19 protein-coding genes and 1 riboswitch are annotated in these 18,752 nt (G+C 52.7%); of the genes, 3 read left to right on the forward strand and 16 right to left on the reverse strand.

The window, feature by feature from the left end; translation table 11 throughout:
• Positions 1-4 precede the first annotated feature (4 nt).
• The 5 genes from VAE48_RS06810 to VAE48_RS06830 are packed head-to-tail and all read right to left on the reverse strand — an operon-like array spanning position 5 to position 5,447.
• Positions 5-1,414, reverse strand: coding sequence for an L-fucose/L-arabinose isomerase family protein (locus VAE48_RS06810; RefSeq protein ID WP_322792565.1), 1,410 nt, complete (start codon positions 1,412-1,414; stop codon positions 5-7).
• A 17-nt stretch (positions 1,415-1,431) separates the two neighbouring features.
• A complete protein-coding gene (locus VAE48_RS06815) occupies positions 1,432-2,787 on the reverse strand; it encodes an NAD(P)H-dependent oxidoreductase (RefSeq protein WP_322792566.1) in 1,356 nt (451 codons plus the stop codon).
• A complete protein-coding gene (locus VAE48_RS06820; RefSeq protein WP_322792567.1) occupies positions 2,784-3,842 on the reverse strand; it encodes an alcohol dehydrogenase catalytic domain-containing protein in 1,059 nt (352 codons plus the stop codon). Before VAE48_RS06820 ends, VAE48_RS06815 begins: the two co-directional genes overlap by 4 nt.
• A 14-nt stretch (positions 3,843-3,856) precedes the next feature.
• Positions 3,857-4,483: an SIS domain-containing protein gene (locus VAE48_RS06825; RefSeq protein ID WP_322792568.1), complete on the reverse strand. Its 627-nt coding sequence runs from the start codon at positions 4,481-4,483 to the stop codon at positions 3,857-3,859.
• A 7-nt stretch (positions 4,484-4,490) separates the two neighbouring features.
• Positions 4,491-5,447: a sugar-binding transcriptional regulator gene (locus VAE48_RS06830; protein WP_322792569.1), complete on the reverse strand. Its 957-nt coding sequence runs from the start codon at positions 5,445-5,447 to the stop codon at positions 4,491-4,493.
• A gap of 179 nt (positions 5,448-5,626) precedes the next feature.
• Between VAE48_RS06830 and VAE48_RS06835 the strand changes: the two genes are divergently transcribed.
• Together VAE48_RS06835 and VAE48_RS06840 are read left to right on the forward strand one after the other, a co-directional pair.
• On the forward strand, positions 5,627-5,914 hold the full coding sequence (locus VAE48_RS06835) for a hypothetical protein (protein ID WP_322792570.1): 288 nt from the start codon (positions 5,627-5,629) through the stop codon (positions 5,912-5,914).
• A gap of 46 nt (positions 5,915-5,960) precedes the next feature.
• A riboswitch (TPP riboswitch) is annotated at positions 5,961-6,073 on the forward strand.
• A 99-nt stretch (positions 6,074-6,172) separates the two neighbouring features.
• Positions 6,173-6,859, forward strand: coding sequence for a hypothetical protein (locus VAE48_RS06840; RefSeq protein ID WP_322792571.1), 687 nt, complete (start codon positions 6,173-6,175; stop codon positions 6,857-6,859).
• Positions 6,860-6,995: 136 nt separating this feature from the next.
• Here the strand turns inward: VAE48_RS06840 and VAE48_RS06845 are convergent, their stop codons facing one another.
• From VAE48_RS06845 to VAE48_RS06875, 7 genes are all read right to left on the reverse strand, one after another.
• A complete protein-coding gene (locus VAE48_RS06845; protein ID WP_322792572.1) occupies positions 6,996-7,832 on the reverse strand; it encodes a type II CAAX prenyl endopeptidase Rce1 family protein in 837 nt (278 codons plus the stop codon).
• A gap of 21 nt (positions 7,833-7,853) precedes the next feature.
• Positions 7,854-8,729 carry a type II CAAX endopeptidase family protein gene (locus VAE48_RS06850; protein ID WP_322792573.1) on the reverse strand — a complete coding sequence of 292 codons (876 nt, stop codon included), beginning with the start codon at positions 8,727-8,729 and terminating at the stop codon, positions 7,854-7,856.
• Between the two features lie 25 nt (positions 8,730-8,754).
• Complete coding sequence (locus tag VAE48_RS06855) at positions 8,755-9,318, reverse strand: helix-turn-helix domain-containing protein (RefSeq protein ID WP_322792574.1); 564 nt, start codon at positions 9,316-9,318, stop codon at positions 8,755-8,757.
• 160 nt (positions 9,319-9,478) lie between these two features.
• Entirely contained in the window at positions 9,479-10,546 is a 1,068-nt protein-coding gene (locus VAE48_RS06860; protein WP_322792575.1) for a primase-helicase zinc-binding domain-containing protein, read from the reverse strand.
• Positions 10,547-10,826: 280 nt separating this feature from the next.
• Positions 10,827-12,005, reverse strand: coding sequence for an AAA family ATPase (locus VAE48_RS06865; RefSeq protein ID WP_322792576.1), 1,179 nt, complete (start codon positions 12,003-12,005; stop codon positions 10,827-10,829).
• 244 nt (positions 12,006-12,249) lie between these two features.
• Positions 12,250-12,618: a hypothetical protein gene (locus tag VAE48_RS06870; protein WP_322792577.1), complete on the reverse strand. Its 369-nt coding sequence runs from the start codon at positions 12,616-12,618 to the stop codon at positions 12,250-12,252.
• A gap of 65 nt (positions 12,619-12,683) precedes the next feature.
• Positions 12,684-13,562: an ExeA family protein gene (locus VAE48_RS06875; RefSeq protein ID WP_322792578.1), complete on the reverse strand. Its 879-nt coding sequence runs from the start codon at positions 13,560-13,562 to the stop codon at positions 12,684-12,686.
• 377 nt (positions 13,563-13,939) lie between these two features.
• On the opposite strand from VAE48_RS06875, the gene VAE48_RS06880 reads away from it, so the two are divergent.
• Complete coding sequence (locus VAE48_RS06880; protein WP_322792579.1) at positions 13,940-14,452, forward strand: hypothetical protein; 513 nt, start codon at positions 13,940-13,942, stop codon at positions 14,450-14,452.
• 337 nt (positions 14,453-14,789) lie between these two features.
• On the opposite strand, the gene VAE48_RS06885 is transcribed toward VAE48_RS06880, so the two are convergent.
• From VAE48_RS06885 to VAE48_RS06900, 4 genes are all read right to left on the reverse strand, one after another.
• Positions 14,790-15,647, reverse strand: coding sequence for a phage antirepressor N-terminal domain-containing protein (locus tag VAE48_RS06885; protein ID WP_322792580.1), 858 nt, complete (start codon positions 15,645-15,647; stop codon positions 14,790-14,792).
• Between the two features lie 136 nt (positions 15,648-15,783).
• Positions 15,784-16,230, reverse strand: a complete 447-nt coding sequence (locus VAE48_RS06890) for a hypothetical protein (protein ID WP_322792581.1) — start codon at positions 16,228-16,230, stop codon at positions 15,784-15,786.
• Complete coding sequence (locus tag VAE48_RS06895) at positions 16,227-17,012, reverse strand: ParA family protein (protein WP_322792582.1); 786 nt, start codon at positions 17,010-17,012, stop codon at positions 16,227-16,229. Before VAE48_RS06895 ends, VAE48_RS06890 begins: the two co-directional genes overlap by 4 nt.
• A 728-nt stretch (positions 17,013-17,740) precedes the next feature.
• On the reverse strand, positions 17,741-18,752 hold a 1,012-nt coding region (locus tag VAE48_RS06900; protein ID WP_322792583.1), incomplete at its 5' end, for a glycoside hydrolase family 3 C-terminal domain-containing protein.

Raw genomic sequence — 18,752 nt, forward strand, 5'->3', positions numbered from 1 at the left:
GAGATTACCCCTGATGGTGATAAACATCCCAGCCAAAATAGTTTTCAAAGGCTTCTGCAACGATGTCAGCAACATGTGAACCCGTCATGGCAACATGATGCTCAAATCCATTTCTACAGATGTATTGGAGAACGGTTTGCAAGTTAGGGACATGCACCACAGCTCGACTACCGAAAGTGTCTAAGGGATCATCCGTCAATTCCCCTTCTCCAACATAAGCCCGAATCAATCCATTTAGATCGTCCGTGGTTATTCGGCTAAAAGTGACATGACCCGCTGGAACACGCCCTGCTACTGCCCCATATGTGTTTTGCTCACCCAGTATGGTTCCCAAAATGTCGGCGGTCTTAACCTCAATTTCCGGTAAGAAAGACTTTGCCCAATTACCACAATGGAAGAAGACGCAACGGTCTGGGTCATCACCATAATTGTTATTCCAATCAACCAGGGCACTTGGTTTTCCAGATGCCAGCTGTAAGGCATACATGGAAAGAACACCTGCAATATCTGCTTCACAAGCGCTTGGCATCAATTTTTCACTCATCATACTCATCAATGTACAAACATTGACGCCGTAATTTCGCTGAACAGAGTTCCAACACTGAATGGCACTTGCTTGAAGTTCATTTTCATCCATCCAATTTGAAATAGCAATGCCAAGTTTAGCCATGCGAACAAGGGATGGCGCTGGTACGGATTCAGTTCGGGCATAAGACCGAATTTCTTCCAGTTTGGCACTCACACTCGGATCATCGTCCTTCAGCTTATTCGCCGAAGCAAAAATCTCAGAAAGATCAATTGTCGAAACGCTGATTCCGTAAGCCTGAAGCAGTTTTTCACTAAAACGGACGGTGTTGAAAGCATTCGGCCGCGCCCCAATCATCCCAAGTCTGGCATTCCGCAAACCTTTAACGACCCGGCATACACCTATAAAGCGGAGCAGATCTTTTCTAAATGATTCTTTCTTTGGATGAATAGTATGCTGGGTGGTCAAAGAAAAGGGGAAACCATATTGCCGCAAGTTATTACAAACCGAGATCTTTCCACAAAATGCATCTCGACGCCGCTCTACGGTAAACTGGGATAAATCATCAGGATAAGCCTGAACCAAAATCGGGACATCCAGTCCAGAGAGTTTGATGGTATCTGCAACCCCTTTTTCATCCCCAAAATTGGGTAATGTGACCAAGATACCGTCTATACGGTCACGATTTTTCCGGAATAATTCGGCACATGCTTTGGCATGAGAATAGGTTTCCACTGAACCATACTTGGTTTCACTTTCGTCTAAAATTACTGGCTCGATATCAAGTTGCTGAAACAATTCCAGAATATCTTGACGAGCTTCAGCAATAAGACGATCCGGAAAGAAATCACGGTTGCCTAGTATGACTGCAAGAGTTGCCTGAGCCATTTTTACCTCCTTTACTTCTAGTCTCCATACTGATTTGCAAGTTGATCCAATGCCAGCAATAGTTCGTTGTCTGAAATTTTTCCATCAAACCATGTGTCTTGCAGTTGACGCAGTTTATAGATCATCGTCGGTTTGACTTCCACGTCCTGATAAGTAATTGGATGATCTTTTGATATTGGTCTCACGACACGCGCGCCTTTTGCCAGACCAATTGGCAGCAAAGATTCTGCTCTTGCTCGTTGGTAAGTATCAATTAAGCTGTAATAACTGACACCTCCAATCCCATCGAGCACATCGCCAGCTGCCAGATCACGTTTTGCCACTGCAAAGACTTCTGAAACCAGAACTTTTTGAGGCATCATATTGGATTGCCGTCGAAGAGTTAATAAGGCGCAAGTTAGAGGAACCTCAATACTGCATAAATGATAAGGTCGGAATAAGGTATAATACGGTCCGTTACCCATGTCCCTCAGGACCATTGCTTCCCGCAAGCGTGGATGGTCCGTTCGCACAATCACGAATACACCCGGGGCAATTGGCCCAACACCATAATCCACCACGCCTATCCGGTTTAGTACACCACCATCCTCCTTCAGTGTAAATACTGTATTGAGCGTATCACGGGTAGCATGAGGCCCGTGCATTCCACGCACATCAGGTATCAAGCCAGTAGAATTTGAAACTGCTGCCATTTCAATCATCGTCTTACTGCCGTCAATAAACTCGACCAGCATGTTGGGACTCAAACCACGCCTTTTAGCCTCTTGCACAATTGATGGATCAGTTGGCGAGGCATAGCGGTCCAAGGGATTATTCTTGCCCTTGCCTGCCGCCACAATCGTAAAACCCAATGCTCTGGCAAAATCGTAAAGTTCTTTGCAGGCTGCTGGTTCATCGCCAGCAGCTAAGGCGTATAACACCCCTTTTTTCTGTGCATACCAGTTCAAAATGGGACCAACCGTAATATCGGTTTCCACATTCATCATTGCTAAATCATGACCACAGCGAGCAGCACGAAGAGCTGCACTCGCACCAACTTGCGGAACACCGGTTGCCTCTAAAACAACATCCACATTTTGCATATCTGTGACAATTCGATAATCATTCGTCACTGCACGTTTTCCGGACTGAACAACCGCATCGGCCTCGGCAGGATTAAACACTTCTACCACTTCATCCGAGACCCTTCCAATTCGATATGATTCCTTTGCTCGATTAATATCAATATCAGCACTGATAACCACTTTGACCCCCTTCATCATCGTGGTTTGAGCAACAACGTCCGTTCCCATTTGACCTGCGCCAATCAAACCGATTCGGACGCTTTTCCCACTAGCACCCAGGTCTTCAAGGTCTTTGTAAAGTCCAATCATAAAATATCTCCTGTTTCAAAGCTGATGATGACTTTTAAAGCATCGCCTCCTGCTGCGGTTTGGAAGGCTGTATTAATTTCATCAAGAGTAAAGACATGGGTAATCAGCTTATCTGCTGGAATAACTCCCCTAGCGATCAGATCTAAAGCCATTTGATGAAATACGGGATGATAAGAGAAGGCACCCACCACCTGTACCTCACCATAGTGAATCAAGTTCGCATTGAGGGTCGTCATTGGATCATTTTTTGGTAAACCTCCAAAAAAAACAACCCGTCCTCTTTTTCGAACTGCCTCAACAGCCTGTTTCTGAGTTTGCGCAATTGGATTGGCACAAATGGCAATATCAACGCCCAACCCGTCGGTTTTTTCTTTTATCCACTGAACAATATCTTCTTGAGAAGGGTTTACTACATCCTCAGGCTGGAAAATTTGTGCCCGTTTACGACGGCCCTCATGAGGTTCTGAAAGGAATACACGAGCGCCACGGGCTTTTGCAATTACCATATGAAGGCAGCCAATCGGCCCCCCGCCCATAATCAAAACCGAATCACCGAGAGAAGTTTGAGCCTGATGATGAGCTGCCAAGACAGAACTGGCCGGTTCAGCCAGAGATGCTTGTGGAAAGGTTAGGTTGGAAGGAACTTTATGAACAATCCCGTTTCGGAGAATTTCACCACTCAGCACCATGTATTCTGCAAACCCACCATCGTAACCCGGGGTGATACCAACAAGTCTTAAATTGTCACACAGGTTATAAAGACCCTTTTCGCAGTAATAGCATCTCCCACAGTGAACATCGGGTGCAACAGCCAAACGCTCATTGATTGCATAACCGACAACGTCTTTACCAACTTCAACGATTTCACCAGAAATTTCATGGCCGGGAATTAAATTAATGCTCTTATCAAGAGGACCTTCACGCCAACGCCTCAAGTCCGAACCACAAACTCCACATGACTTGACTTTAAGAACAATTCCATCGTTTGGACAAACCGGTTCAGAAATTTCTCGAATCTCGAAATTCATAACATCTATAAGATAGGCTGCTTTCATAAACCCTCTCAAACTTATAAAATGCCTTCCTCCACAAGATGTTTTCCTACCGCTCCACCCGGATGAGTTTTACCAAAGTCCTCTTTTGTATAACCGCGCAATTGCAACAGCACAACACATAACGCATCTCCCCATGCAGAATTTACCAATGAACTACCTGTTGCAATCATTCCAAAAGGGTCAACATCAGAAGGAGCACATACGCGAACGACAATGTCACACAATTGGCCAAAGGTAGATTGTGGCTTTTCGGTCAGTCCTATTACTTTTGCACCACGCCGATGAGCAATTTGAGCCAATTGATTGATTTCCTGGGTTTCACCCCCTTTAGATATGAGTAATACAACATCCCGAGCCGTTATAGCGCCACCTCCACCGTGTTGTGCATCGCCGGGGTGAATAAAAAGCGCCGGTGTTCCACAACACGAAAGGAGGTGCGCCAACCGGTAAGCCACAGAATGGGAAGTGCCAGCCCCTGCGACTAAAACATGACCCTCGCAGGCGAGAATGGCTTTTACCGCTGCTGAAAAACATTCGTCAAATTGCTGACTGATGCTGCGAACTGCATCAGCCTCTTTTTGGATTACTTGCTGAGCTATTGAAATGATTAACTCTGGAGAAATAGTTTCAGCATTTGACATTCCAGGATTACCTCAATAATTGCTGAGCTGTCATTTGATCTGTAATCAGCACGTTGATCAACCCTCCACGCAAGGCACCTCGAATGACATTTACTTTTTGAGGACCGCCCGCGACACCCACGACTCGCTTGATACGGCGAAGTTCTTCTAGACTTATTCCAATCACACGTTCATCTATCTCATTTTTTATTGGATGACCCATATCATCAAAAAATCTTAATGCGATGTCGCCCACCGCTCCTTTTTTCAGGAGTGAGTTCATCTCTTCCCATGAAAGAATCGAACCATCGCGCATGATCACAGAATCCGGTGCAGGTGAACCAATACCCACATAAGCTACATTGATTGATGAAAACAAGCTGAAGGCATGATTCACATGACTATCAGAAAGAAACATATTTTTTACTTCCGAACGATCAACAATCCCTGGCGCAGGTAAAAGTGTCAACTTACACTGAAGAAGTTGCGCCAATCGTCTACAGAGATCAGTGGCATGAATCTCTGATTCCGGAGGCCCAAGCCCACCAATCAACTGAATGATATGAGCACCTGGAGTAGGACGAGGCTGAAGCGCTGCCACCATCTCTCCGAGTGTTGTTCCCCAAGAAATGCCGATTACATCATTCTCCTGAAGTGTTCGCAAAAAATAACCTGCTGCCGCATTTCCAATTTCACGAGCAACTGTAGCCTGTGAAGCTGATTCCTCAACTTCTACCACCACTGCCTCTTTAAGGTGATATTGACGTTCTAATTCTGATTCAAGCTCAGAAAAGAGACCCGGAGGTGAAACAATGGTAATTTTTACAATTCCTCTTTCATGCGCGCGATTGAGCAGTCTGGAAACCTTTGAGCGTGATAATTGCAAACGCTCCATGATTTCATCTTGAGTCAAATTCTCCTCGTAGTACATTTTGGAGATTTTGGCAAGCAAACGGAGGTCTTCTTCTTGTTTTGGTCTTGGCATGGGTTTTTATTGTGAAAATATTTACATAAATGAGATAATTCTCACTTTCAAAAATATTATAACTAATTTGACAAAAAAGTCAAGTAACCCCACATTGCTGCTGCTTAAAATTTACCGAATGTCCCGTTATTCCCTAAATGCTTTAAAATAAACTCAAAGCAAACCAAAGGAGGGAAAACATGGAAGTTTGTTACGGTTTCCTTGTGGTGATACTCATCATCATATCTCTCGCCATTTATCGCGCAGGGGAAGAAGATGACGCCGCGCCGCAATCGCCCAACGACCCCGATGAGCTCAGCACGGAAGATAAGATGATGAGGCTTTACATCCTGAGACAACTCAGCAACCAAATGAACCCCAATAATTTCGACGGCAACCCGCACAACGACTCGTTTGGGTCTATCATCACCCCCGGCACGGACGCTAATCGGGGTTTTGGCGGTGATCGGCCGTGGAATAAACATTAAAATATTATTTGCAGGATTGACTCGCCGCATCCGGCGGGTATAATATTCAATAACAACGGGGAGCCCGGTGCGGCCGGGCTGAGAGGAGGACCGTCCAGTCCTCGACCCGCAGAACCTGATCCGGGTAATGCCGGCGGAGGGAAGAATAAAACCGCTGTGGTTTTGCTTACTGTCAACCCTCTCCGGCGAGAGGGTTTTTTGATGCCCCTCCTCCCCCATGCACAGTTCAATTTTTATTTGTGAAAGGAGGAAGGAAAAATGAATACACTGCCTTCAACTTATTCCTCAGCCGTGCAACTGATTTCTGGCCTGCGCAGCGAGCTGCAGCCGATCCTGGACGGCATCCGCAACCACCCCTATCTCGACGCGCTGGAAGCCGGCCGCGTTCCGCGCGACTCGCTGCGCATATTTGCCGCTCAACAGTACCACATCGTCACCAACGGCATCATGAACATCGCCCTGATCACCGCCCGTTTCGGCAACCTGCCCAGCCGCGAATTGCTGAACTTCTTTCTGCAAGCCGAATTTGAAGTCAACCGCGCGGTGCTGGAATTTGCCGCCGCCTTACCAATGAGCGAGGGGGAATTGAAAGCTACACCTCTGCTGGCGGGGGCTTTACCTTTCAGCTACTTTGAAACCTACCTGTGCTTTTACCGTTCGGACGCCGAACTGATCACCGCCTTTCTGTTCGACGCCGAGGTGTGGATAGCAAACGCAAGGCGGGTAAGCCGCGCCCTGCAAGAACATTACGGCTTCGACCGTCAGGCAGTGCGCTTCTTTGAAATGTACGCTAACTATCAGGCCGCCGAGGAGCAGGTCTATCCGCCGGTGCAGGCAGCGTTGGAACGCGGCGTAACCGAAGCGGATATTCGCCAATCCGCCCGCCTGCTGCTGGAATATGAAAAAATGTTTTGGGATGCGATGGCTGCCGCCGCAGGTGTGTAAATTACAGTATTTGACTTAACCAAAACCTGACCAATATGACAACGGCGCCCCACCGCCGCCTTCCCCAAAACTGTTGCGCGTTTTTGGAGAAGGCGGCGGGACTGGAGAGCGGGATTTCAAAGTAAGGTTCAGGCATTCACCCCACTGGCGAACCATCCGCCCCGGCAAGCCGTTTGCGGGTAATCAACGGAAGCAACAAGGTGATCGAGGAGAAGACGATCAAGAAAACAAACCATGCCACCCCGCCCTGCGGCCCGACCAGATAATTCATCAGGTCGCCCAGATTGAACAGCAGGTTGACCAGCATGTGCGCCAAAACCCCAAACCAAAACCCAAGGCGGATGCGCAAATAACCAAAGGTGAAACCGCCGAGGATCTGCGGTAAGAGCAGGAAAGGAACCAGCCAAACGGGAGGCGTGTTGGCATAATTGCCGATATGCGCCAGGCCGAACCACACTGCACCGATATAGTAGTAAATGGCAACGTGTCGCTTGAAGAAGTCCGCGTAGGAATGACCCTTTCGCTGTCTGATCCAGAAAAACAGGCAAATGCCCCCGCTCAGCGCCAGATAGAAGAGCACCTCTGCGGCAACTGCTACCCCAAATTCGTCAAAAAGGTTGGACGGAAACGGGGCATACTGAACGGTGGTTGAAAAAAGAGTGATGAACAGGAAGAGAATGTTCGGCGCGAGACCGAGCCGGAAAAAAACTTCTTCGATCAACGGCACCAGCAGAACCCCCGTCAACAGGACAGTGGGAGTAAATTCCTGTGCTACGGACTGGTCGTCAAACTGGCTGACCTCAATCATCAGGTCGGTGAGCGGCCCTGTTCCCAGAGAAATGAGGATATCCAGGGCAACAATCATCAGGACGATGACCAGTTTGCGCGATAACGAGGCGCTCAAGTTTTCCGCGATGGGACGCCGTAAAAACTTCCAGAAATCCAGTACAGGATGGACAGAAAGGTTATTCATCGTTAAAACTCCAACATTCTCTCATGCTCGAGCGGCTGCCGCTTTGACAGCGGTTTGACTTTCCAACCGAGAAACGAGCCAATAGGTAATCGCCAATGCTACAAGGTTGGTAAGCAAACCGTAAAGTGGATTAATTTGTGAATTGACGAATAAGGTCGGCGCAGACACTGCACCTCCTTCGTAACCAACGATGGTCATTGAAAGGATGTTATTGATGGCATGTCCGCCTAACGCATAATCCAGCGAGCCGCTGCGCAGGGTGATCAGAGTATAACCAGCGCCGAAAACAAACCAGCTTAGAATTGCATACCAGCCGTACTCGCCGGTTTCGGGATTGGCGAGATGCGGCAATGTAAACAAAATGCCGTTGATCACGCTCAATACCATTGGATTTTGGGTCAGGCGGCCCGAGGCCTGCAGCAGATAGCCGCGATATAGGAACTCCTCCGCGCTGGTTTGCACGGGTACCAACAGCAAGGAAGCCAATAGAAACGGCCAGTCGGCAAAATAAGCCGGGTTGAACGTGTAATTGCCGTACAAAACGGCTTCAATTGTGGCGAAGAGCAGAAACAGTCCCCCCCAAATCAACACGCCGAGCGCAATCCGCCGCAAGTTCAACCGCCCGGCGGGTCCGATCAGTGAACCCACTGAACGGCGGTGCAGCCAGCCGTTGATCAGGAAGACCCCCAATAACATCGGAAGAAAGGTTAGCAGGGACAGTACAAATTCCGTCAGCGTGCCGGTGCCGGGCGTGAACCACCCCAATTCCAGGGCAAATCCGATAATCAATCCGTTGCTGAGGACGAAGATGAGCACGATCAGGAATATGCTGGCAAGATACCGCAGCCAGCTGTTTTTCCCCTGATCTGCCAGAGCAAGATAAACATTTTTGGACATCCTAAACCTCCTATGAATAAAAAGATTACTGGGTATGAGAGTTCGACTTTTCAGCCACGAGAGCGGCCGGCAGCGGATGGCCGATGACGAAAATGCGCCGCTTGGTGCGTCCCTGTGCCGGCAAGTTTCTCTCCAGGCTACTTAACAGGTCATAAATCGCCTGACGCACCTGCAAAAATTCCTCTTCGGTGGCGTAAAAAACGTGGTCGCGGGCAACGATATTGTCAAGGTCGAGTTTGCCCTGCTGCAGGGTATACTGCGCCAGGTCCTGCGCCACAGCCGAGCCGTACAGGCGCACATGATGGGCAAAATCTTCCAGCCCGCCGGGCTGATTAACATCCTCAGGGTCAATCAGCCCCTCACAGGCGGTGTAAAAACGTTCTTCAATGCCGTTAATGTGGCGCGTTCCTGCAACTTGGATCACACCGGCTTCCAGCATTTTATGAACATGCCGATAAAGCGACGGCTTGGGAACATCCGTCAGGTAGTCGGCCAGCTGGTTGATGGACAGTTCCACGCCGTTAAGCGCCTGAAAAATGCGCATCCGCGCCGGATGGTTGATCACCGAAAAATTTTTGAGTACGGGCATTTTGTTATTCCTTGAGAGTTGACGATTAATATCATATTTGATAACGTTATCGAATATGATAATAACAAAAAATCAAAAAATCAAGACTATTTGGGTAGATTTACACCGTTGTTAAAGAAGATTTAACCTAAATTGTGGATAAGAACCCCATCCAGTGCGGCTATTTCCCCGCCTCGCCGCGCAGCCACCCCACAAAATCCACGCCCTGCAGGATGAAATCGTTGACATCCTTGACCCCCGGCGGCAGGCGCAGCGGGCGGGTGCGTTCGCTCAACCCTTCCAGCCAGCGCCGCCCGCTTTCCCCGGCAGCATCCGGGTCGTAAACCGCATACAGGCGCTCCAGGGTCAGCAGATACGGCCCCCAGGCAGCCAGATCCAGCCGGTTGGAGGCGCTGCCCACCGTGCAGACCGGCATCTCGCCAGCCAGCGACTGCCAGGCGATCAGCGCATCGAACTCGCCTTCGACAAACAACGCCTGGGCTGCGTTGATCAGCTGGTCGCCTCCAAAGATGGCTGCCGTGCGGTTGCCGCTCACCCCGCGGTATTTGCTGAGCGTGCCGCAAACCGGACAGGGCTGACGCGCCTGTGCCGGTGAGCCGCAGCGCGGGCAGCGGATCGGCTGACCCGGCAGCAGGGCAATCTTCAAATACCACACCTGCCCGCCGGTGATGCAGGGGATGACCACCCCGCGCGGAACGACCATCTGCCCGATTTGAAAGCCGTCCGAATAGCCCAATTTCCACACCTGCAAGGTAGTTTCCTTAAACCCGCGCGCCTGTAGGTAGCGCCGGGCGGCACTGCCGGCGCGGCTCCACAAATTTTCCTGACCGCGCTCGATCACCCGGCGCGCCTGCTGCTGCCATTCTTCGGGTGGCGGGGCGTAGGCCGGCTGAATCACCGGCTGCGGGCGGGGTTGAGCGCTGCGCAGGGTCAGCCGCCCGCCGGAAAGCCGTTCGCACACTTCACGGAAGGTGAGGTGGGGGTAAAGCCGCTGCCCAAAAGCAATGGCATCCTGCCACTTGCCGTCGGTACAGTGGCGGCACAACCAGCGCGGCTCGGGCCGCGCATGGGGCTGCACCCGAAAGCGGTCCCTGCCGCCGCAAAACGGACAGGCGCCGGCCCACTCCCCTCCCCCGCTGGCAGCCACCCGCTGCAGGCTGGTGTGCGCCGAAGCAAGCGCCAGCAGGTCAATTTGCAGTTTAAGCGCGGAAAGGTCTATGGATTTCATCTTCTAAATCAACAAACGGCTATGCGCATTAATTCCAGTTATCCCCACTTACGGTGAAAGCCGTAAATCCGTAAGTGACAGGAACAACCGGCGGAGAATTTTGTCCAAATTTTCCAAAAAAATTTCCATTTTTTTCCCGAAAATACGCCCTTTTCCCGAAAATTACGAAAAATTTTCAAGAATTTTTCCAACACCCACTTACCCCTTACAGCCACTTACACCGGGGGTTGTAAAACCGTAAGTGAGCGGAATAACTTTCGAGCGGCCTCCTTTCCCTTCGTCAATCCGCCAGCTGATAAATACGCTCGGTGTTGTTGCGCCCGCTGGCAACCTTCAACCGCTGGCTGGCCGCCAGCCGGTCTATGTAATCGCGGATGCGGTTGATGCCCACTTCCGGCAGGGCTTCTTTGACCCGTTTGGCAAGATCGGTTTTGTTCATGGCGGCCCCGCCCAGCGCGGCGAAAATCTCACGTTCGATTGCCCCGCCGCTGCGCATATCATCCGCGGCAATGCCGTAAAAACTGGCTTTGTACAGTTCGCCGTCGGCGCGGTTTTCGTAGGTGAAGACCGCCGAAAACGGCAGCACATCCGCGCCGCGCACTTTGGTGGCCCTCAGGGTAACCGTATCGGCCAGGTCTTCACGGTCCACCAGCAGGGCCAGATCAAGCGACGCCTCGATGCTGGAATGCCCGCGCAGGGTATCCCCCGCCCGCCCCAGCGATCCGTTGCTCTTGCGCTGATGATGTACCAGCACCACCGCCGCGCCGGTTTCTTCCGCAAGTTGACGGAATTCGGACATGACCTTGGCCATATCGCCGCTGTTTTCTTCAGCGTCGCCGGAGATGACGCCCAGATTGTCAATCAGCACCAGCTGCACGCCGAATTCGCGGATGCGCGCCGCCAGCGCGCCCACCGAGGCTTTGTCGCTGGCGTCCAACCACGGGGTAGGCATCGAATAGTAATAGAGCGGCGCATCCGGCGGCAGACCGCGTGCCCGTCCCAGTGCACCGAAGCGGTCGTGGGTGCGGCGGCGGCCGTTGTCAAAATCCAGCCACATGACCGACCGCTGGCGGGTAGGGATGCCGCGTCCGGCGGTGTTGCCGCGCGAACCGTTCAGCCACGGCGCAGGCGGCAGCCATTCCAGCCCGCCGGCCACACACACCGCCAGATCCGCCAGCAAAAACGATTTGAGCGTGCCGGGCGCGCCGTACAGGATGTTGAGCGAAGGCAGGGCAAACAAACGGCCGGCAACATACTCCACCGGCGGGCGCTCCTGATAGGCATCCGCCAGGGTGAACACCTGCCACGGGTCAGCGCTGGAGGACTGCTCGCTCACTTCCTGGCGGGTGCGGCTGGGATTTTGCAGCGCCCAGTAAAACTGGCGCTTCTCATCGTCATTCAGCACCCGAAATTGCGCCAGCGCAGAGCGAACCGGCAGGGTAAAAGGCAAATCGTCCATCCGTTTCCCCCTCAACCAGCCATCAGCCGAAGTGCCTCAAAAAATTGTACTGGTTTTGTCCGAAAGTGATTGTTTTGAGCCGGGGAATGTGGTAGAATAGTTTTGTCCATCTTTCAGTGCTCCTTGTGCGCTGAAACATCCTGTCCCCCAGCCTGCGCCTGCCCGCGCTGGCTGGTTCGTTTTAGAATGGTTGCGTGTGAAAAAATCGGCGATATTATTATAGAACATTTTTTCTAAATTTCAATCACCCTTTCAGTTTATCCACATATCTTGCCAGGTCGGATAAGGTGTTCACCTCTGCGGGGAGGGCAATGTCGTTGCCCTGCAGCAACTGGCTGCGCAGATAAAAGACCAGAAAGGCAATCACATGCCCGCGGTGCAGGCGCGTACCGAAGCGTTCCGAAAGCAGATTGGCAATTGCATCCAGCGCTTCCAGTTCGTCATCCGTCAGGGTGATGTGGACCGGTTTACGGCGGAAGACGTTGGGCGGCCGTCCGCGTCCGCGGCGCGGCTGGGCATGTTCAATCGGCTGCACTTCCATTTCCAGCAAACGCAGCCACGGATAGACGTCGGTTTGATCCTTGCGGTTGGTTGAAGCGATTTTCTTAGCCATAAAAATAATTTATTTTCTTAGCCATGAAATTAACCCGATTGGTTACACGAAATTTCAACCCCTTCTCACCCATTTTCCACCCCATCACCCGCCTGGTTAACCACCAGATTCTGCTGGGCAACATAGTCCTTCAGGGCGGCTTCGACCACCGGCATATCGGCCACCTTGCGGTTCATGGCGCCCATGTGGTCAATGATTTTGGAGCACAGGCTGACAATTTCGCGCGGGATGCCGTGGGTTGCCTGCCAGACGGCGAGGAAGGCCGACTGGGTCAGGAGCGGGTCTTTGCGCCCGGCTACCGCGCAGCGGAAACGAATCAGTTCCAGCGTATCCTCCAGCGAAAGCGGGTTGAGGCGGAACCACGAGTCCACCCGTGAAAGCACCTCCGGACGCAGATTGAAGATGCGCTGCACTTCCGGCTGACCGAACAGAATCACCTGCGCAAGTTTTTGCGAGATGTCGAAATTGTAGATGTGATGCACCAGCGATAGCGAGCCCGGCGACATCAACTGCGCGTCATCCAGAATCATGACCACATTGCGCCCCTGCTCTTTCTGATCCACCAGAAAGCCCTCGAACTCGCGCCACTGCATGGTCATGCCCTTGCGCCGCTCCAGATTGAGCGCGTAGGAAACATCCAGCAGCGCGGCATACTCCGATTCGTAAGCGGCGGTGTGGACAAAGACCACGCTGAAATCCTGCGGGTAAGCGCGGTAAATGGATTCGAGCCGGCGGGCAATGGTGCTTTTGCCCACCCCAAAACCGCCTTCCACCACCGCCAGACCGCGCCGTTCTTCGATGACCTCCTGAATGCGGTCGAGCACATCGCCATGCTGGGCAGAAAGATACAAAAAACGCGGATCCGCCGAGCGGGAAAAGGGTTCTTCCGAAAAACCTAAATCGCGCAGGATGATGCGCCTTTGGGGATCTCGTAATCTCACCATGATGGTTTCAAACACCCTCTTTGAGAATAAAAACGGATGAAACGGGACTTTGGTTCTTGTAAACTAGTTTATACAAGAATCATTTGCGAGTCAATATGGAATCGCCCACCAATTACCCGAATTTAACCGATTTTACCCCCAAAATCACCAGTTGAATAGCGTTTCAGCCCTGCAAAATGATTCTGGATAACGATCCAGCGCTCTATTGACCCCCTCGAAACACTACCCACTCACACTTACCCCCCTTTAAGGGGGGGTAAGTGGTAAGTGAGCGGGCGGATTGCTGTAAGTGAGTGTAAGTGGGTGTAAACCGGTAAGTGATTATTGCTATAATCTCTCCACCTTAGATTTAGCGGTTTGTTATATAATTTCAATGGATGAAAACTGCATCTGAAATTACAGGTCAAGAGCTGGTAAATGCTCTGGAAAGACTGAATATCCGCTTTATCCTCGGGGCACAAAGCGATGAGAAAACGCGGTCTGTTGACCCTGTATCCTTGATTGCAGCTCTGGCACGGAGCGACGATGCACGCCTGAGACTGGCGCTCATCCCCCTTTTTTTGGAACACCCTGAGTTTTCCAAATACGCACCTGAAGTTGCCGATCAACTCGACCCATCTGCACGCTTGACCTTGCAATGCTATTACACTGCTGCTTTTTGCCTTTTGGAAGAAAACAACCCCAATCGAAAATATCTTCCAGATTACTTTTCCAAAGAACTGAATCTCTCCTTCAGTGGGACTTGTCAGGAAAATCTCCATCTTCTGGCAAAACGTCATCGGGAACTGAGCGGCATGGCAGTCAATTGGCTTGGCACCTACCTTCATGCAGCAAAATTCCGGCATACCCACTCTGCTCCCAATCGGAATATTAACCGGTGTATCCCCTAGAGATTCGAAATCTTTTGTAAAAGATGGGTGAACGGGTTCCCCAAGATTCGCATTTGGATGACATTGTATTTCTCGTACGAAACGGCTATGTTGATGTGAAGGAATTAGAAAGGATCACAAAGGCTGCTCTAGTTCGAGCACAAGAATTTGACTTAAGTCCGGAAATACTTGATCATTTCTCCGAATTGAAGCGAAGGCTGAATTAAATAACAGAATTTTCTGATCAAGGATAGAAACCGGGATTCAGCATCGGCTGATGCCTTTCAACGCTTTGACGGCAGCGTTGCTACCATGCCTTTACCGGGCGGGTGACGCCAGTTTTGAGAGGCGTGTACTGCTAAGCCAGCGAGGGCTGGCTGCCCGAATGAAACACCGCCGGCAGCGGCTGGCCGGGTTTGTAATGTCGCCAGCGGCTGGCCAGAAAGTCCACCGCTTCCTGCAGGCGGCGTTCCGGCAGAGCGGTGTAAATGTGAATCTGAAAGTAATCTTTGAATTCCTGCTGGATGCGGGCGTGTGCCAGCGAGCGCGGCTTGACTTTGCCGGACTGGAACATGGCTTCCCCCACCTCCTGAATCAGGCGCTGAATCAGGCGCGCCTGCTGGCTGTTGATGGCGGCTTCGGCCACTACTTTGGCTTGAATGTCGGCGTAACGGCTGTTCAGTTCGTCCACTTTCAGGCCAAGCCGTTCCAGTTCTTTTTCCACCCGGCCGGAGAGCAGGTCCACCTTTTTCTTCAGGCTGCGGAAATCGGCCATCAACTCGGCCAGCTCGCGTTCCTGCGGGGTGTCGAAACGCTCCACTTCGGCGGCCAGTTCGGGCGGCAGAATATCGGCGCGGTAGACGAACCAGGCGGTTTCGGCAAAGTCGCGCTTGAACAGAATCACCTTAGCGCGGATTTCCTCGCGCACGCGGCTGGCGTCAATCGTCCCCAGCCAGTACGGCAGGGCGCGCAGGTTGAGAAAGGCTACCTCGCGCGTGCGGGTGCTGTTCTGATAGGGGGTTTCGACGGCGATATTGACCAGTTTATCCGAGATGGCCTCGTCGGACTGGATGCGCCGGCGCTGGCTGTTGGGGTCAATTCCCAAAGCGTGGCAAACCTCGTCGAGGCGGATGTAAAACTGGCGGTCAGAAGCCAGCAGTGCGGTGTAGGTTTCGCCGTAAAACTCGAAGGGAAAGCCTTGTAAAATGGTCAACATGCGGTGAAGTTCCTCCTGATGCGGGCAAGATAGAATGTCATCACCACATTCTATCTCAAAGCACGCCAACCGGCGGCTATTTTAACCGACCCAACTGCCGGGATAGGATGCGATGATGACATTTTATCTATGGTTTCTACCGCCTTCGTTGGGGCTTGCCAAAAGTGGCCTGAAATTCCTCCAGCGGCAGAATCAGGTTGAAATCGTAACGCGGGCTGCGGGATGGGGCTTTGTAGCGGTTAAGGTCTACCCTTCCACGCGCCAGGTCTTCCACAAAACGCAGCAATCCCAGGGTGGCAATCTGGCTGGCGGGCACACCGTGGGCTTCGGCCAGCTCTTTGATGCGCTCGCGCAGTTCTACCGGAATGTCGTAGGTGGTGTGAAACGGACGCCGGGCGCGGATTTTCTCCCGTTCTTTTTTCTTCTTTTCGCGCTCCTTGGGTGAAAGGCGCGCTTCCTGATGGCGCTGCTCGGTGCGCTGCAGCAGCAGGTTGACGGCCGGGTCGGACTGGGTCAGTTCCTGCCCAAAATCCACAAAATTCGGGCTGCTTTCCGGGGGGATATTTCTTTTTGCCGGGCTCATCGCAGGATTACCTCCTCAATTCGATCAATGACCTGTTGGTAGCCGCCCACGGTTTTGCCGCTTCGTTCGTTGTAGCCGACCAGCGCGCGGGCGGTCGGCGCATATTCCCACAGGGTTTTGCCAAAGCGGGTTGACTCGCGGCACAGCACATCCTGGGGGATGGGCGGCCAGACGTATTCCTTGAAATTTTCGGCCAGGTGGCGCAGCTGCAGGTAGCTTTCGTTGGTGGTGCGGTCGTAAAAGGTGGGGATGATGGCGCCCAGTTCGCAGGTGCTGATGCGCGCCAGCGATTTGATGGTGTACAGCATATCGCGCACGCCTTTGACCGCCAGCTGATCCAGCCGGGTGGGGATGAGGACATAATGCGAGGCGACAATCGCCAGGGTGTGCAGAATGTCAATGCTGGGGGCGCAATCCAGCACGACCACATCGTACGCAGCCCCCTGCAGCACATCGTCGAGGATGTATTCGCGCGGGCGGTCGGAGAGCGAGCCGATGGCGGTTTTCAGGCTGACGCTGGACTTGTCGGAACGCACCACGTCCAAATTGGGTCTACCCGAAGGGTAGACCCCTTCCTCCAGCGGGACGGTATTGCCGGGGAAGAGAATGCGGAACAGGTCGTTGCCGGATGGCAGACCCAGACAGTCGGCAACGTTGCCCTGTGGGTCCAGATCCATGATCAGCGTGCGGTAGCCGCGCAGCGCCAGGCCATGCGCCACGTTGACGGCGGTTACCGTTTTGCCCACTCCCCCTTTTTGATTGACGATGGCCAGAACGATCATGCTTCACCTCCGCGGAAAAAGGAATGATTGCATTTCAAGGGTAGACATTTTATATTATAATCGTCTACCCTAACATTTGTCAAGGTCTACCTTGTTGTCTACCCTATAATGTAGACCCTTGTTTTTAATGGGTAGACCCATAACCGCTTAAAACCACCTTTTTAGCCACTTACAAAGCGGGGGAGGGGAGTGAATATCACGCCCGGGTAATGACCGGTTTAAGCTGCAAAATCGGCCCTTGCGGAAAGGGCCGGAAATCCCAGGGGAGCGGGAAATCATGGCTTTCTCAAAGTCGAAAACGGTCAGACAGCGGCCGGCGGGTGCTGACCAATGTCTATTCAGAATAATCCACTCATGCGTCAAATCGAGCGATTTTGCCACCTCCAGATGGGTGGGGGTCGTTTCGCTGCAATTCAAGTTTCGATACAAAGTTTTAGGATTGTCAAGGAACTTTGAGAAAGCCATCGGCGGGGAAGGATTTATCCTGGAGTGTCGTTTTTATTACCAGGCTTCCGGGACGCAAAGGGCTGATTCGCCTCACTTCGGCAGGCCGTCTGCCGGGCGCAACGCCCGGGCTTGAGGCTGGCTGGCAGTTCCAAAGAATGTGCAAGGGTCTACTCTATACATAATTGAGTAGACCCTTATCGTGTTTTAGGGTAGACCTTGTGTAAATTACAAGAGCCCTCCGGTTGCCTCAACGGACACCGCCAGAGGGAAGGCCCTCCCGCTTACAGCCGGAACTCGCCCTGCAAACCGGCCTGACTGTGGGGGGCAATCCATACCTGAAAGAGCCCCGCTTCAACGCCGTAGGTGCCGTCGGCGCGGGTGAAGGCCAGCTGCTCCTCACTGAGCGTAAAGACGACCCGGCGGCTTTCGCCGGGCTGCAAATGGACGCGCCGAAAACCCTTCAGCTCGCGCACCGGACGGGTGAGTGTGCCGACCCGATCGCGCACGTACAGCTGCACCACCTCGCTGCCGGCACACCGGCCGGTGTTGGTGATGGTCGCCTGGATTTCCAATTTACCGTTGAGGCGCGGGCTGCTCAGGCGCAGGTCGCTGTATTCAAATTGCGTGTAGGTCAAACCGTAGCCAAACGGGAACAACGGGCCGTCGGGCAGGTCAATATAGCGGTAGCGGAATTCCCCATCCTCGGTGACCGGCCGTCCGGAATTCTTTCGATTGTAGTAAATCGGCACCTGACCGGTAGCGCGCGGGAAGGTCACCGGCAGCCGTCCGCCCGGCTCGGTGTGCCCGAACAGCACATCCGCCAGTGCCGCACCGCCCTCGATGCCCGGATGCCAGGCATACAGGACGGCATCGGCGAGGGCGATGACGCGCGGGATGACCAGAGGCCGCCCGGCGAAGATGACCGCCACCAGCGGTTTACCGAGTGCGGCCATGCTTTCGAGGAACTGGATTTGACCGGGGGGCAGGTTCAGGTCGCTGACGTTGGCATTTTCCCCAGAGCGCGAGGGGTGTTCGCCCAGCAGCAGCACCACCGCATCGGCCTGATGGGCGAGCGCCAGCGCCAGATCGCGGTTGGGAATGAACCACAGGTCAACTTCTTTGGGAGCGTTGGCGCGCACGGCTTCATCCAGCGGGGTGACATCCGCGGCGCGCCCATCGGGCGACCAGGTGCCGAACAGCTCATCGCGGGCGTGGACGAAATCACCGGCGAAAAGGATGCGCCGCAAGCCGTGCAGCGGCAGCAGACCGGCGCGGTTTTTGAGCATCACCATG

The organism is Bellilinea sp. (genome assembly GCF_034432615.1).
Taxonomy (GTDB): domain Bacteria; phylum Chloroflexota; class Anaerolineae; order Anaerolineales; family Anaerolineaceae; genus Bellilinea.

Excerpts from the sequence above, each read along its gene's own strand:
- VAE48_RS06810 (WP_322792565.1), bottom strand. The coding sequence starts at position 1,414 with ATGGCTCAGGCAACTCTTGCAGTCATACTAGGCAACCGTGATTTCTTT.
- VAE48_RS06815 (WP_322792566.1), bottom strand. The coding sequence starts at position 2,787 with ATGATTGGACTTTACAAAGACCTTGAAGACCTGGGTGCTAGTGGGAAA.
- VAE48_RS06820 (WP_322792567.1), bottom strand. The coding sequence starts at position 3,842 with ATGAAAGCAGCCTATCTTATAGATGTTATGAATTTCGAGATTCGAGAA.
- VAE48_RS06825 (WP_322792568.1), bottom strand. The coding sequence starts at position 4,483 with ATGTCAAATGCTGAAACTATTTCTCCAGAGTTAATCATTTCAATAGCT.
- VAE48_RS06830 (WP_322792569.1), bottom strand. The coding sequence starts at position 5,447 with ATGCCAAGACCAAAACAAGAAGAAGACCTCCGTTTGCTTGCCAAAATC.
- VAE48_RS06835 (WP_322792570.1), top strand. The coding sequence starts at position 5,627 with ATGGAAGTTTGTTACGGTTTCCTTGTGGTGATACTCATCATCATATCT.
- VAE48_RS06840 (WP_322792571.1), top strand. The coding sequence starts at position 6,173 with ATGAATACACTGCCTTCAACTTATTCCTCAGCCGTGCAACTGATTTCT.
- VAE48_RS06845 (WP_322792572.1), bottom strand. The coding sequence starts at position 7,832 with ATGAATAACCTTTCTGTCCATCCTGTACTGGATTTCTGGAAGTTTTTA.
- VAE48_RS06850 (WP_322792573.1), bottom strand. The coding sequence starts at position 8,729 with ATGTCCAAAAATGTTTATCTTGCTCTGGCAGATCAGGGGAAAAACAGC.
- VAE48_RS06855 (WP_322792574.1), bottom strand. The coding sequence starts at position 9,318 with ATGCCCGTACTCAAAAATTTTTCGGTGATCAACCATCCGGCGCGGATG.
- VAE48_RS06860 (WP_322792575.1), bottom strand. The coding sequence starts at position 10,546 with ATGAAATCCATAGACCTTTCCGCGCTTAAACTGCAAATTGACCTGCTG.
- VAE48_RS06865 (WP_322792576.1), bottom strand. The coding sequence starts at position 12,005 with ATGGACGATTTGCCTTTTACCCTGCCGGTTCGCTCTGCGCTGGCGCAA.
- VAE48_RS06870 (WP_322792577.1), bottom strand. The coding sequence starts at position 12,618 with ATGGCTAAGAAAATCGCTTCAACCAACCGCAAGGATCAAACCGACGTC.
- VAE48_RS06875 (WP_322792578.1), bottom strand. The coding sequence starts at position 13,562 with ATGGTGAGATTACGAGATCCCCAAAGGCGCATCATCCTGCGCGATTTA.
- VAE48_RS06880 (WP_322792579.1), top strand. The coding sequence starts at position 13,940 with ATGAAAACTGCATCTGAAATTACAGGTCAAGAGCTGGTAAATGCTCTG.
- VAE48_RS06885 (WP_322792580.1), bottom strand. The coding sequence starts at position 15,647 with ATGTTGACCATTTTACAAGGCTTTCCCTTCGAGTTTTACGGCGAAACC.
- VAE48_RS06890 (WP_322792581.1), bottom strand. The coding sequence starts at position 16,230 with ATGAGCCCGGCAAAAAGAAATATCCCCCCGGAAAGCAGCCCGAATTTT.
- VAE48_RS06895 (WP_322792582.1), bottom strand. The coding sequence starts at position 17,012 with ATGATCGTTCTGGCCATCGTCAATCAAAAAGGGGGAGTGGGCAAAACG.